Annotated in this window: 14 protein-coding genes; 13 read left to right on the top strand and 1 reads right to left on the bottom strand. The window is 43.1% G+C overall.

Annotated elements, in window-relative coordinates; translation table 11 throughout:
- Positions 1 to 48 precede the first annotated feature (48 nt).
- The 10 genes from miaB (at position 49) to Q1J64_RS13675 (ending at position 12,359) form a co-directional block, all read left to right on the top strand.
- A complete protein-coding gene (miaB, locus tag Q1J64_RS13720; RefSeq protein WP_301109656.1) occupies positions 49 to 1,590 on the top strand; it encodes a tRNA (N6-isopentenyl adenosine(37)-C2)-methylthiotransferase MiaB in 1,542 nt (513 codons plus the stop codon).
- Positions 1,590 to 2,024, top strand: a complete 435-nt coding sequence (locus Q1J64_RS13715) for a YlbF/YmcA family competence regulator (protein ID WP_301109655.1) — start codon at positions 1,590 to 1,592, stop codon at positions 2,022 to 2,024. The genes miaB and Q1J64_RS13715 overlap by 1 nt, the downstream gene beginning before the upstream one ends.
- A 119-nt stretch (positions 2,025 to 2,143) precedes the next feature.
- Entirely contained in the window at positions 2,144 to 2,701 is a 558-nt protein-coding gene (cotE, locus tag Q1J64_RS13710) for an outer spore coat protein CotE (protein ID WP_301109654.1), read from the top strand.
- 120 nt (positions 2,702 to 2,821) lie between these two features.
- Positions 2,822 to 5,380: a DNA mismatch repair protein MutS gene (mutS, locus tag Q1J64_RS13705; protein ID WP_301109653.1), complete on the top strand. Its 2,559-nt coding sequence runs from the start codon at positions 2,822 to 2,824 to the stop codon at positions 5,378 to 5,380.
- Between the two features lie 13 nt (positions 5,381 to 5,393).
- Positions 5,394 to 7,235, top strand: a complete 1,842-nt coding sequence (mutL, locus tag Q1J64_RS13700) for a DNA mismatch repair endonuclease MutL (protein WP_301109652.1) — start codon at positions 5,394 to 5,396, stop codon at positions 7,233 to 7,235.
- A gap of 22 nt (positions 7,236 to 7,257) precedes the next feature.
- On the top strand, positions 7,258 to 8,898 hold the full coding sequence (locus tag Q1J64_RS13695; RefSeq protein ID WP_301109651.1) for a glycerol-3-phosphate dehydrogenase/oxidase: 1,641 nt from the start codon (positions 7,258 to 7,260) through the stop codon (positions 8,896 to 8,898).
- Positions 8,895 to 9,821: an alpha/beta hydrolase gene (locus tag Q1J64_RS13690; protein WP_301109650.1), complete on the top strand. Its 927-nt coding sequence runs from the start codon at positions 8,895 to 8,897 to the stop codon at positions 9,819 to 9,821. Before Q1J64_RS13695 ends, Q1J64_RS13690 begins: the two co-directional genes overlap by 4 nt.
- Positions 9,805 to 10,737: a tRNA (adenosine(37)-N6)-dimethylallyltransferase MiaA gene (gene miaA / locus Q1J64_RS13685; protein ID WP_301109649.1), complete on the top strand. Its 933-nt coding sequence runs from the start codon at positions 9,805 to 9,807 to the stop codon at positions 10,735 to 10,737. The genes Q1J64_RS13690 and miaA overlap by 17 nt, the downstream gene beginning before the upstream one ends.
- 41 nt (positions 10,738 to 10,778) lie before the next feature.
- Positions 10,779 to 11,003 carry an RNA chaperone Hfq gene (gene hfq / locus Q1J64_RS13680; protein ID WP_301109648.1) on the top strand — a complete coding sequence of 75 codons (225 nt, stop codon included), beginning with the start codon at positions 10,779 to 10,781 and terminating at the stop codon, positions 11,001 to 11,003.
- Between the two features lie 96 nt (positions 11,004 to 11,099).
- Complete coding sequence (locus tag Q1J64_RS13675; RefSeq protein ID WP_301109647.1) at positions 11,100 to 12,359, top strand: methionine gamma-lyase family protein; 1,260 nt, start codon at positions 11,100 to 11,102, stop codon at positions 12,357 to 12,359.
- Between the two features lie 47 nt (positions 12,360 to 12,406).
- Here the strand turns inward: Q1J64_RS13675 and lexA are convergent, their stop codons facing one another.
- On the bottom strand, positions 12,407 to 13,027 hold the full coding sequence (lexA, locus tag Q1J64_RS13670) for a transcriptional repressor LexA (protein WP_301109646.1): 621 nt from the start codon (positions 13,025 to 13,027) through the stop codon (positions 12,407 to 12,409).
- 196 nt (positions 13,028 to 13,223) lie between these two features.
- On the opposite strand from lexA, the gene yneA reads away from it, so the two are divergent.
- The 3 genes from yneA (at position 13,224) to Q1J64_RS13655 (ending at position 14,492) form a co-directional block, all read left to right on the top strand.
- Entirely contained in the window at positions 13,224 to 13,544 is a 321-nt protein-coding gene (gene yneA, locus Q1J64_RS13665) for a cell division suppressor protein YneA (RefSeq protein ID WP_301109645.1), read from the top strand.
- Positions 13,537 to 14,190: a YneB family resolvase-like protein gene (locus tag Q1J64_RS13660; RefSeq protein WP_301109644.1), complete on the top strand. Its 654-nt coding sequence runs from the start codon at positions 13,537 to 13,539 to the stop codon at positions 14,188 to 14,190. Before yneA ends, Q1J64_RS13660 begins: the two co-directional genes overlap by 8 nt.
- 65 nt (positions 14,191 to 14,255) lie before the next feature.
- Positions 14,256 to 14,492 (top strand): DUF896 domain-containing protein, encoded by a 237-nt coding sequence (locus Q1J64_RS13655; protein ID WP_301109643.1) that lies wholly within the window; start codon positions 14,256 to 14,258, stop codon positions 14,490 to 14,492.
- Positions 14,493 to 14,623 lie beyond the last annotated feature (131 nt).

Genomic DNA, 14,623 nt, shown 5'->3' with positions numbered 1-14,623 from the left:
CATCATGTATGCTTATTTCCCGATAAGTAATAGAAAGGGGCTACTGTGATGAATGAAGAACAGCGTATGCAAGCTGGACTCGCAACTGAAGATGCACCTAAAACAACTGAAAAAGACTATAGCAAGTATTTTGAGTCTGTGTATAGTGCACCTTCTCTGAAAGACGCAAAAAAACGCGGGAAAGAAGAAGTGGAATATCACGATAATTTTCAAATAGATCAGCGCTTTAAAGGCATGGGTAACGGTAGAAAGTTCTATATTCGGACCTATGGCTGCCAAATGAACGAACACGACACAGAAGTGATCGCCGGTATTTTCATGGCTCTCGGTTATGAGTCAACTGACACCGTAAAAGATGCGGACGTTATTCTGTTGAATACCTGTGCAATCCGTGAAAATGCAGAGAACAAAGTATTCGGTGAGCTGGGGCATTTAAAGGCTCTGAAGCGTGAGCGACCCGATCTGTTAATTGGCGTCTGTGGCTGTATGTCTCAGGAAGAATCTGTTGTTAACAAAATTTTGAAGACATATGACCAGGTTGATATGATTTTCGGAACGCACAATATTCACCGATTACCCCATATTCTGCATGAAGCGTATATGTCAAAAGAGATGGTCATCGAAGTATGGTCAAAAGAAGGCGATGTCATCGAGGACTTGCCGAAAGTGCGTCATGGTAAAATAAAAGCATGGGTTAATATCATGTACGGCTGTGATAAGTTCTGCACGTATTGTATCGTTCCGTATACACGCGGAAAAGAGCGCAGCCGCAGACCCGATGATATAATCCAGGAGGTACGTCAGCTCGCGGCAGAAGGCTATAAAGAAATTACTTTGCTTGGCCAGAACGTCAACGCATACGGCAAGGATTTTGAGGATATCACATACCGTTTAGGCGATTTGATGGATGACCTTCGGTTGATCGATATTCCAAGAATTCGTTTCACGACAAGCCATCCGCGCGACTTCGACGATCATCTGATTGAAGTGCTGGCAAAAGGCGGCAACCTGGTCGATCACATTCATTTGCCAGTACAGTCGGGATCAAGTGATATGCTGAAGATTATGGCGCGTAAATATACACGTGAACATTATTTGAATTTGGTCGATAAGATTCGAACCGCTATCCCGAATGCTTCCCTTACCACAGATATCATCGTTGGTTTTCCAAATGAAACGGATGAGCAGTTCGAAGAAACGATGTCTTTATATCGTGAAGTAGGCTTTGACATGGCGTTTACGTATATATATTCTCCACGTGAAGGTACGCCGGCTGCAAAAATGATTGATAATGTACCAATGGAAGTGAAGAAAGAACGTCTGCAACGACTGAACAAGCTAGTGAATGACATGTCCGCAGAAGCAATGAAGCCTTATCAGGGACAAGTAGTAAAAGTGCTCGTAGAAGGTGAAAGTAAGAGGAATCCAGACGTCCTTGCCGGCTATACGGAAAAGAGCAAACTCGTCAATTTCAAAGCGCCTCGTTCCGTGATAGGTGAAATAGTGGAAGTTAGAATTACAGAAGCAAAAACATGGTCGCTCGATGGTGAATACATCGGAGTAGCTAAAGAGGAAAAGGTGATGGCATAATGGAAAAGCTATTTACGAAAGACGAAATTATTGCAAAGGCGCGCGACTTGGCGCATATGCTTGCGAACACCGAAGAAGTGGAATTTTATAAGCGTGCAGAAGCACAAATTAATGAAAATCAAAAAGTACGTGAAAAAATTGCAAGTTTGAAATCACTTCAGACACAAGCAGTAAATTTCCAGCACTATGAAAAAGAACGTGCTTTGAAAAACATTGAGAAGAAAATCGAGCAAGTGCAGGGTGAAATTGATGAAATTCCATTGGTTCAGGAATTCAAGCAATCACAAGATGAAGTGAATGATCTGCTGCAGCTTGTATCAAATACAATCGCAAACAGTGTGACAGATGAAATTATCGAATCTACCGGTGGCGATGTATTGCGCGGCGAAACAGGTTCATATGTAGAAAACACATCAAAAAAATCATTGTCTTAATAAAAAATCGGCTGAGGATAAAATTCCTTGCCGATTTTTTTCACTTTCTGGGCTGCTGCTGCATAGGATGGATAGAAGCCTAAGAAGGAGGAAGAAAACTGAAAAACTTACGACAAATTGTGACGAAAGCCGTTATTGCCAAAGGGAAGCACCGTTCAGAAACTACTGCGACGTTAAAGCCGCCAAATCAGCCTTCAAGTATTTTGGGTTGCTGGGTTATTAATCACACGTATCAAGCAAAAAAATCAGGCGGTCATGTGGAAGTCACAGGCAGCTTCGATGTAAACGTATGGTACTCTCATCACGATCACTCCAAAACATCGGTCTTCACAGAATCCGTTCCTTACAAAGATAAAATTGCACTGCATTATCGGGATGAGCCGACGTCCAAGGAGGAAGAGACCATCGTGTCTGTCATTCAGCATCCAAATTGTACAGAAGCAAGCATTTCAGAATGCGGAAAAAACTTTACGATTTCAATAGAAAGAGAATTGGTCGTAGAGATGGTGGGGGAAACGAAGGTGTCTGTAACGATTCATCCAGATCCATATGAAGAAGAGTGGCCTATTTTGTCTGCAGAATCATCTTCAATTGTAATGGAAGAAAAGAAAGTACAGGGTCCCCCTACAAAGCAAGAAGCGCCTCATCCCATGAAACGTAAAGATTCGCCATTTTAAAAGCCGGTTTCTCACCGGCTTTTTTATTATGCCTGCAGAAAAGCAATCTCTTTTGATTCGTTAACTACAGGCAGGTTTGTTATAATGGAAAGAAAATGAGTGAATAAATGAGGGTTTTAGATGTCTGAACACACACCAATGATAAAACAATACTTACAAATTAAGGAGCAGCACACGGATGCGTTTCTATTCTTCCGTCTGGGCGACTTTTATGAAATGTTTTTTGAAGATGCACTGAATGCATCTTCTATTCTAGAAATCACGTTGACCAGCCGAGATTCTGGATCAAAAGACCGAATTCCAATGTGCGGAATCCCATACCATTCTGCAGCTGGCTATATTGAAACCTTAATTCAAAAAGGTCATAAAGTGGCTATTTGCGAACAGATGGAAGATCCGCGATCAGTGAAAGGTATCGTCAAACGGGAAGTGGTGAAAGTAGTCACACCCGGAACTCTGACGGAAGGAAAGACGATCGATACGGAAGCGAACCATTTTATTGGCGCTATCCATAATATAGCAGACCGTCGTTTCGCACTAGCTTATCTGGATGTCGGAACTGGCGAAGGAAAAGTTGAGTTGATTGAAGGTACAGAACGGTCGCTACTTGCAGAAATCGAAGCACTCGGCATGAAAGAAATAGTCGTTGATCAGCAGCTTCAGATGGCACTGCATGAAATGTTCGAGAGCAAGGAAATCATGCTTTCTATTGAAGATACAGAGCAACCGAAAACAATTGGCCAAGATACATATGCACACTTGCCTTCTGAACTACAGGAAGCATGCCGTAAGCTACAGGCCTATTTACTGCGAATGCAAAAAATGGTGTTCGGCCATATCCAGCCCTTTGTGTATATTGAAAAAGATGCAAAATTATCCATTGATGCAAATTCCATGCGAAATCTGGAACTGGTGCAAACGATTCGTTCAGGTAAAAAGGAAGGTACGCTGTTTTGGGTGCTTGACGAAACCGTAACGGCAATGGGAGCGAGAAAACTGAGAATGTGGATTCATCAACCGCTGGCTCAGCGCCAGGCAATCGAAGACCGGCTAGAAGCAGTCAGTAACTTAGTGGATGAATATTTTCTGCGTGAAGAATTGGTTGAAGAACTGAAAAATGTCTATGATCTAGAACGGCTGGCGGGCAGAATATCCATGGGAAGTGCGAGTGCCCGTGATTTAGCACAATTAAGAAATTCCTTAACTCATATACCAAAACTTAAACAAATACTCACTGAATCACAGCGACCGATGCTGCAAAAATTTGCTGAGCAGATGGATCCTTGTGAAGAGACGTATCATTTGTTGGCTGATGCCATTGCAGAAAATCCCCCGTTGTCGGTTAAAGAAGGCGGATTGATCAAAGACGGCTACCACGACAAACTTGATCAGCTTCGGGATGCATCGCGAAACGGTAAAAACTGGTTAGCTCAACTGGAACAGAAAGAGCGCCAAGAAACCGGAATCAAAACATTGAAAATCGGCTACAACCGAATTTTTGGCTATTATATTGAAATTACGAAATCTAATATTCATTTAGCAGATCTGACTCGTTATGAACGAAAGCAGACGCTGGCGAATGCAGAGCGTTACATCACGACAGAATTGAAAGAGAAAGAAGAATTGATTTTAAATGCAGAAGCAGACGGTCAGACGTTAGAAACTGAACTGTTTTCGGCGATTCGTGATGAAGTAAAGAATGACGTGCAGCGCATTCAACAGCTTGCTTCAGTTATCAGTGAGCTTGATGTATTGCTATCGTTTGCTGCAGTGTCAGAAAAGAATCAATATGTTCGGCCAGAATTTCATGACGGAAGAGCACTTCATATTCAAACCGGCAGACATCCTGTCGTTGAGAAGATGATGAATCATTCTCTTTATATTCCGAACTCCTGTGAGCTTGCTGAAAATAGTAATATGCTGCTGATTACCGGACCGAATATGTCGGGTAAAAGTACGTATATGCGTCAGGTTGCCTTAACGGTAGTCATGGCACAGATCGGCTGTTTTGTTCCATGCGAAAAAGCTATTTTGCCAATCACAGATCAAATTTTCACCCGTATCGGTGCAGCAGATGATGTTGCTTCCGGTCAAAGTACTTTCATGATGGAAATGATTGAGTCGCAATATGCACTTGCCCATGCAACATCACACAGTCTTTTGCTGTTTGATGAAATTGGCCGCGGTACGTCTACCTATGACGGAATGGCGCTCGCGCAGGCGATGATGGAGCACATCCATGAAGAAATCCGGGCGAACACGTTATTCTCTACGCATTATCATGAATTGACGAAATTGGAGGACGTCCTCGCACGTCTCATGAACGTTCACGTTGCAGCAAAGGAACAGAATGGCAAAGTCGTATTCCTGCATAAAGTTCTGCCCGGCGCTGCTGATAAGAGTTATGGAATTCATGTGGCGGAATTGGCTGGATTGCCGAATAACCTGGTCGGCCGTGCTAAAGATTTGCTGTTCCATTTTGAAGAAGAGAGTGCAGGGAAAGACGCGAATTCAGTGTCTGAACAGCTTGCGTTATTCGAATCATTCGATGACCCGGCAGTTTCGTCTGGACAGAAGCTGTTGCTTGAAGAGATTGAAGCAGCAGACATCATGAATATGACACCGATGCAGGCCATGCAGAAACTGGCAGAATGGAAAACGAAATTAGCTGTAAAATGAAAGGCGGGATCGAATGAATCACATTCACATCATGGAAGACACGTTAGCCAATAAAATTGCAGCGGGTGAAGTGGTGGAGCGTCCCGCTTCAATCGTCAAGGAACTCGTGGAGAATGCAATTGACGCAGAGAGCACGAAAATTGAAATCACACTGGAAGAAGCAGGCCTGACTTCGATCCGTGTGACAGATAACGGAAAAGGAATGTCTGAAGAGGACGCTCTTCGCTGTTTCGAACGTCATGCAACGAGTAAAATTTCCAATGAACATGATCTATTCCGTATCCGGACATTAGGATTTCGGGGTGAGGCGCTGGCAAGTATCGCAGCGGTTTCGAAAGTCACGCTGTGGACCTCTGACGGCGAAGATCAAGGCACTGTCGTAGAGATAGAAGGCGGCCGTGTCATCAAGCATGAAGCGGGAGCGCTGAGAAAAGGAACCGATTTTCTCGTGCAGCAGCTTTTCTTCAATACACCAGCCCGTCTAAAATATATGAAGACCATTCAGACGGAGCTTGGACATACGATCGATCTGCTGAATCGGCTGGCGCTGAGCCATCCCGATATCGCATTTACACTGACCCACGATCAGCATCAAATACTGCGCACATCGGGTTCAGGCGATTTGCTTAGAGTATTGGCGGATATATACGGTGTATCAGTAGCACGTAAAATGATTCCGTTTGAGAAAGAAGATGCAGATTTTAAAGTCAATGGATTCATTACGCTACCTGAAATGACGAGAGCATCCAAAAATTATATTTCCCTTCTGATGAACGGTCGCTGGATTAAAAGCTATCCGGGAACGCAGGCGAGTATTGACGCGATGCATACGTATTTACCGATCGGCAGATTTCCGATAGCCGTTGTTAATATCACGGCAGACCCGATTTTAACGGATGTCAATGTGCATCCCGCAAAGCGTCATATAAGAATTAGTAAGGAACATGAATTATTTTCCTTGCTTAAACAAGCGATACGGGAAGCAATACAAGGCGTGACGATTATTCCAGATGCAGTCAAAAAAGACAAACCTATGCGCACTGAATCCGAGCAACAGACGATTTGGACACCTTCGATCCGGTATCCGCAAGCTGAAGTTCAACATGCTAAAAAATCGTATCAGTCATCCATACTGCCCCCTAAGAGAGAGCAGGATATATTACCTCTTCAGCTAGAACCGGACTTTCCTGAAGCGATATTTGAACAGCCTGAAGAACCTGAAGAACAAACTGTACAACCTGACTATCAAGAAGAACCACCGGAATCCAGTCTGTTTCCTGCAATTGTTCCAGTAGGACAAGTCCATGGTACGTATATCGTCGCGCAAAATGAAGATGGTTTTTATTTGATTGATCAGCACGCTGCTCAAGAGCGAATCAAGTATGAATATTTTAAGACCAAGCTGGGACAGGTGAGCGGAGATGAACGGCAGCAGCTGTTATTGCCGATGGTCTTTCATTACTCTGCAGATGAACAGATTAAAATTGAAGAGTGCAAAGATGCGCTGGAGCGTGTGGGAATCTATTTAGAACCATTTGGTCCATCCACCTATACAGTAAAGGAGTATCCGGTATGGTTTCCGGAGGGGCAGGCTACTGCGATTATTGAAGAAATGATTGAGCAAGTTCTGCAGTCCCGAAAAGTAGATGTGGAGAAACTGCGGGAAGAAAGTGCGATTATGATGAGCTGTAAACGTTCAATTAAAGCGAATTATTATTTGACACAGGCAGATATGGAGCGTTTGCTTACGGATCTTGGCAATTGTCATAACCCTTACACTTGTCCGCATGGCCGTCCTGTATTAATTCATTTCACAACATATGAGTTAGAGAAAATGTTCAAGCGAGTAATGTAGAAGTTTAGAGAGGAGAGGTCATATGTTTTCCACTGTTGAAAGACCGACCGCGATTCAAAGCTTACAAGACTTTTCATTTGATGTACTGATTGTTGGAGGAGGAATTACGGGAGCAGGAATTGCACTGGATGCTGCTGCGAGAGGGTTTTCAGTCGCTCTTGTGGAAATGCAGGATTTTGCTGCCGGTACTTCGAGCCGTTCTACGAAATTAATTCATGGTGGACTTCGCTATTTAAAACAGCTGGATGTCAAAGTCGTGGCGGAAACCGGTAAGGAACGAGAAATCGTCTACCGTAATTCACGCAATATCACGAAACCAAGACCTATGCTGCTTCCGATTTATAAAGAGGGGACGTACGGCAAGTACTCGACGTCTGCCGGGCTGCTAGTTTATGACCTGCTCGCTGGTGTAAAACATGATGAGCGTCGAGAAATGCTAACCAAAGAAGAAACTCTTTCACTCGAACCTTTACTCAAGCAAGAGCATCTAAAAGGCGGCGGACATTATGTCGAGTACCAGACGGATGATGCACGGCTGACGATTGAGGTACTGAAGAAAGCAGCTGAGTATGGTGCGCTTTGCGTGAATTATATGAAGTGCGAACAATTTAATTTTGAAAATAATGAAATCGTCGGTGCTGTATTAACAGATCAATTAACTGGTAAACGCTTTTCCACAGCCGCTTCTGTGGTCATCAATGCTACGGGACCTTGGGTGGATGATCTGCAGAAAAAGGTGATCTCTAAAGAGAAGAAACAGCTTCATATCTCAAAAGGTGTTCACATCGTAGTCGATCAGTCCGTATTTCCATTGCAGCAAGCGGTGTATTTTGATCATTCGGATGGCCGTATGCTGTTTGCCATACCGCGTGAAAATAAAACCTATATCGGCACGACAGACACATTTTATTCGGAAGACAAGCAGCATCCGACAGCGACAGAAGAAGATATTCAATATATTATTGGGGCTGTCAATGAAGTGTTTCCGGCTGTTGAACTCGAACGTAGAGAAGTGGAGTCCACTTGGGCAGGTTTGCGTCCGCTAATCGCACAAGAAGGAAAAAATGCGTCCGAAATCTCCAGACGCGATGAAATTTGGGAAACGGTACCTGGACTGCTGACGATTGCGGGCGGGAAGCTGACAGGCTATCGACATATGGCTGAAGTGGTTGTTGACCGTATTGCCAAAAAGATCGAGTATCCATATATCAAACCATGTCAGACAAAGGCTATTCCAGTGTCGGGCAGTGATTTTGAAGATGATCTGGCGTTGCAACAATATATTGACAGGCAAGCTAGTAGAGCAGAGCAATATGGATTGCCTAGCCAGCAAGGAGCGAGAATCGCGTCATTCTATGGCCGAAACAGCGACCAAGTCTTTCAACTCGCACATGCATTGTCAACAGAGACAAGCAGTTTGCCGATCAGTCTACGTGCAGAAATCCTGTACAGTATTCAATATGAAATGGCTACTTCGCCAAGCGATTTTTTCATTCGCCGGAAAGGTGATCTCTATTTCCAGATAGAAGTTGTCGAAACGTTTGCGGAGCGTGTAACGGACTATATGGGAGTCTTACTACATTACACGGACAATGAAAAAACGGTTTATTTGAATGAATTGATGAACGCGATTGCAGAAGCAAAGGGAAGTGAAGCGAAGTGACTGAACAATGGATTGAAATGCGCGACGGTACATTCATTTACAGTAAGTGCAGAAAACCTGAGGGAGTAAAAAAAGCGCGCGTCCATGTCGTACATGGGCTAGCGGAACACTCACGACGTTATGATCAATTCATGGATTACCTAGCTTCAAACGGTTACGAAGTTGTTGCGCATGATCAAAGAGGGCATGGCAAAACAGCTGTAGAAAACCATCATCCCTATGGCTATCTAGGAGAAAATGTGACGTTTGATCAGTTAGTTGACGATACATTTGAAGTACTTCAATATTATCGGGCAAACGAGCCGGATCTGCCGATTATCATAGTAGGACATAGTATGGGATCTTTCGTTGTCAGACGTTTTATTCAGCTATATGGCAATGCTGTAGATAAAGTTGTTTTATCCGGAACAGGAAGCAATGCGAAGCCGGTTGGTTTTGCGGGAAAGTTGCTGGCGGAATATAGAGAGAGCAGGCTGTCCGTTCAGGAGCCGGATGAATTTCTCAATAAAATGGTATTCGGCAGTTATTCTAAACTTTTCCCTGAAGAGTCTTCATTTGCTTGGTTGTCGAGGGATGAAGACAGCGTACGGGATTACGAAGAAGATGAAGCATGCGGGTTTATACCGACTGCACAGCTCTTCCGTGTGCTGCTCGAAGGCATGAACTCAATTGAATCAACGGAATTCCTTCAAAATATCCCGCATGATCTGCCGATTTTATTAGTTTCAGGTACAGAAGATCCTGTAGGTAACGGAGGAAAAGGTGTTTGGAAAACAGCGAAGCAGTTTATCAAGGCCGGGCAGCAAAGTGTGACAGTTCAGCTTTATGAAGGCGGACGTCATGAAATGTTGCAGGAAACAAATCGGCAGGAAGTATTCAAATATATAGTCGGGTGGATGAAACAGCATGAACGGAGCAATTGATGTTATTGCAGTAGCAGGGCCGACTGCATCAGGAAAGACGGCTCTCAGCACCGCTTTGGCGAAAGAACTGAACGGTGAAATTATCAACGGAGATGCGATGCAAGTATATAAAGGTTTGGATATAGGAACTGCGAAAATCCAGCCTTCTGAAATGCAGGGAATTCCTCATCATTTCTTTGATGTAAAAGAGCCGACTGAAAGTTTTTCTGTGGCGGAATATCAACAGGCCGTTAGAGGATGGATAGCGGATATTCAGTCGAGAGGGAAATTACCGATCATTGTCGGAGGCAGCGGGATGTATATTCAGGCGGTATTATTTGATTACCGTTTCACAGAGCAGGCTGCTGACGTGGCAGTACGTGCCAGATTGGAAGCTGAATTGGAAGAGCTCGGATCTGTTGAAATGCATAAGAGACTGGAAAAACTAGACCCCAAAAGTGCTGAAACAATTCATCCGAATAATCATCGTCGTTTAATAAGAGCGCTTGAAATTTTGGAAGTGACGGGACAGACGAAGCAAGAACATGAGCAGCAGCAAGGCAATGAACCGATGTACAATGAGCTGATTATCGGACTCGATCTTCCGCGTGAGCTGCTGTATGAACGTATCAATCACCGGGTAGACTTGATGGTGGAAGCGGGACTGTTTGCAGAAGTGGAAGGACTGTGGAATCGAGACATACGGAATACGCAGTCAGTACAGGCAATCGGCTATAAAGAATTGATCTCCTATTTTGACGGTCATTTGACAAAAGAACAGGCAATTGAAGCAGTCAAAAAAAACACCCGTAACTATGCGAAACGACAGCTGACCTATTTTCGCAATAAGCTTCCTGTCGAATGGGTGGAGGCAGATCAGCCGGCTGATGAAATTTTCCGGAAAACATGTGAAATAATAAAGGGTTTTCAGAAGTGAGTGGGGAATAATTTATGTAACAGAGATAGGGAGGCAATTGAATGGCACAAGGAAATATGCAAGATACGTTTTTGAATTCTTTACGGAAGAACAACACGTTTGTTACGATTTTTCTATTGAATGGTTTTCAATTGAAAGGTTTGATCAAATCCTATGACAATTACACAGTCTTGCTGGAATCAGACGGAAAACAGCAACTTATCTACAAACATGCGATTTCAACTTACGCACCAGCAAAACCAGTTATTTTAAAAGATGAACAGTAAAACAGGCTAACGCCTGTTTTTTTGTGTTCTTTAGTAGGGTAACGTTGCTGTTAATGCTAAAATAGATGTTGAACAAAATGAAAAGAGGTACTACATATGCAAATCGCACCAATTAATGAAGAATTGCTTCAGAAATCTTATGAAGCAGAGCAGAAAATTGCTCCTTATGTGAAAAATGTAGAGGAGATTGCTTTTTATAATCAGCGAAAAGTACTGCAGGCATTCAAGCAAAACAAAGTCAGTGAGTTTCATCTGACTGGATCAACAGGCTATGGCTATGATGACAGCGGGCGCGATACATTGGAACAGGTTTATTCAGATGTATTCGGCGCAGAGGACTGTCTTGTCCGGAATCAAATCATCTCAGGCACACATGCCATCACAATCAGCTTGTTCGGTATCCTGCGTCCAGGTGATGAACTGATCTATATTACCGGCAAGCCTTACGATACACTGGAATCAATCATTTCAGGTAATGGCAAAGACACAGGCTCCTTGGAAGACTATCAGATTTCATACCGACATATCGATTTGAAAGAAGACGGCAAAGTGGACTATAAGAAAGCCGAAGAAGCAATTTCATCCAAAACAAAAATGGTCGCGATTCAGCGCTCAAAAGGATACTCGAGTAACCCGTCTTTCCGTGTACATGAGATTGAAGAAATGATTAAAGAGGTTCGAAAAATAAAAGAAGACGTTATCATTTTTGTTGACAATTGCTACGGCGAATTCGTTGAGCTGCAGGAGCCAACGGAAGTAGGAGCAGATTTGATGGCCGGTTCGCTTATCAAAAATCCAGGCGGGGGCTTAGTCAGAACTGGCGGTTATATTGCAGGAAAAAAAGAATTGGTGGAAAAGTGTGCGTACCGTATGACTTCCCCTGGACTTGGTGCAGAAGCTGGTGCATCACTTGATACATTGCTCGAAATGTACCAGGGATTCTTCCTGGCTCCACATGTAGTGAGCCAGGCAGTGAAGGGCGCGCTATTCACTGCATCGTTCTTTGAACAGTTTGGGATGGATACGACACCGCATTACAGCGTACAACGTACCGATCTCATCCAATCGGTTAACTTTTCGACACCAGAACAAATGATAACGTTTTGCCAGATGATACAGGACAATTCACCAATTAATGCTCACTATGCGCCGGAACCGTCTTATATGCCGGGCTATACAGATGATGTCATTATGGCTGCGGGCACGTTTATCCAAGGTTCGAGCATCGAGCTGACAGCTGACGGTCCAATCAGACCGCCATATACCGCTTATATACAGGGCGGGCTGACATATGAACATGTCAAAGCGGCAGTGCTGGCGTCTATGGAGCAGCTCCTGGAACAAAAACTCGTATAAAACAAAAAAGTGTATCAAAAACCATTATGGTTTTCGATACACTTTTTTTAATGAATCATTCGATATACACCGACAACTTTTCCAAGTATCGATACTTGATCAACGATAATCGGTTCCATAGAAGAGTTTTCAGGCTGTAGACGGAAATAGTCCTTCTCTTTAAAGAAACGTTTCACCGTTGCTTCATCTTCTTCAGTCATTGCTACTACAATTTCCCCGTTCGAAGCGGTATGGGTCTGTTTGACAATGACTCGGTCTCCGTCCAGGATACCTGCTTCAATCATACTCTCTCCGACAATTTCAAGCATAAAGATTTCATTATCTGAAGAGCCAAAGCTGTCTGGCAGAGGAAAATATTCTTCTATATTCTCAATAGCAGTTATCGGAGCACCTGCAGTAACTTTACCAATCAATGGAACGTGCATGACTCCGCCCTTTAATTCTTCAAGTCCTTCTGGATCAAGAATCTCTATAGCGCGGGGTTTTGTTGGGTCCCGTCGGATAAAGCCTTTGTTTTCAAGACGTGATAAGTGGCCGTGGACAGTAGAGCTGGATGCAAGACCAACTGCTTCCCCAATTTCCCTTACGGATGGCGGATATCCTTTTAAACGGACTTCATCTTTTATGAAAGCAAGTATTTCTTCCTGTCTCTTAGAAATTTTCTTCAATTCATTCACCTCTTCAATTGGTTTGCCGGTAAATCGAAATATCCAACAAGTATTTTGAATATAGTATAACATGCGTTCGGCTAGTAATCAAACAAAGGTTCGAATTTTGCTTGACAGCCAATCGTATGTTCTCTTATAATTAGGAACAAGCATTCCGAACGTGTATTCTAAAAATAGATTTATAGGAGGATTTTTCATGAGATTTATTAAAGAAAATTATTTTTTTATTGTACTTATAGTGGTTATTCTTTCCGTGGCAGCCTTCCAATTGGACAAACTGTCAGTAGATGAAGGGTTTATGGAAATTGTAATTGATGACGGAGATACATTGTGGGATCTGGCTGTAAATTATGCAGATGCCAAAACGCCTCCTCATCATTGGATTGAACAAGTAAAATCATTGAATGAACTGCAGAGCGACCAGATCAAGTCTGGTGAATTGCTGCGTCTCCCTGTTAAAATGGACAGACAGCCGGATAACAGACTGGCTGAAATGGGAGAGGGAGCAGATGAATAACAAGAAATGTGTGATATATTGTCGCGTAAGTACGGAAAAAGAAACGCAGGAGCAGTCTCTCGTGAGGCAGCAGGAAGAACTGGAGCAGCTGGCGGCAGAACTATCCTATGAATGCGCAGGCATATATACGGATAGGCAGAGCGGGTACGAAATGGACCGGGAAGGATTGCTAGCTCTGCTCGATCAGTTGCAGAATGAAAAAGTCGATGCCGTGTTCGTACAGGATGAAACTCGTTTAGGACGGGGCAATGCTAGAGTTGCTATTTTACACGTTATAGCGAAAACGCAGACTTCTGTGATTACCAATCATTCAAACGGAACGATAGAACTTAATGAAATGGATACTATGTTGCTTGAAATCCTGGCGATCGTTGAAGAATATCAGCGCAAACTGCATAATGCAAAAATCCGAAGAGGGATGAAAAGGGCAGTCCTAAAAGGATATGATCCATCGAAAAACTTACATAATATTGATAAGAGTCCCGGCAGAGAGCGTCTAGTTATTCCAATAGAAGAAATTGTTTCATTGCGCGATAAGGGACTAACATTTGAAGAAATAGCTTCTGTATTGAATGGGCTTGGCCACTCGGTAAGCAAAGCTACAGTTCATAGAAGATATAAAGAGTTTATAGAGCAGAAACACTAATCGTTTGCACTTTTCCTCCAGGTTGTTTACATTTTAATAAACGAGAAATTTTGGAGGTCCTAATAATGCTATCAGAAAAGAAAATTAGTCGAATCAACGAGCTTGCGAATAAATCTAAAACGTCAGGTCTTTCAATTGAAGAAGCCAAAGAACAGACACTGCTTCGAAAAGAATATCTGGAAACATTTCGTTCAAGCATGCGAGAAACAATTGAATCCGTGAAAGTGATCGATGCAGAAGGCAATGATGTAACACCTGAAAAGGTTAAGAAAGCACAAGCCACCCAAAAGCCGTTAAATTAAGTCTTGACAGCTGATTAATATTGTAATTCGTTAAGTAATTGACTACACTAGAGAAGGAATACTCACAACATAATCAGAAGAGACAGTACGGAAAGGATGTACAGAATGACCGAAAAAATCGATCAACTGGC

It is taken from the genome of Sporosarcina sp. (assembly GCF_029257255.1).
Lineage (GTDB): Bacteria > Bacillota > Bacilli > Bacillales_A > Planococcaceae > Sporosarcina.
Note: the sequence above shows the minus strand (reverse complement) of the source record. Positions and strands in the feature narration are given on the sequence as shown.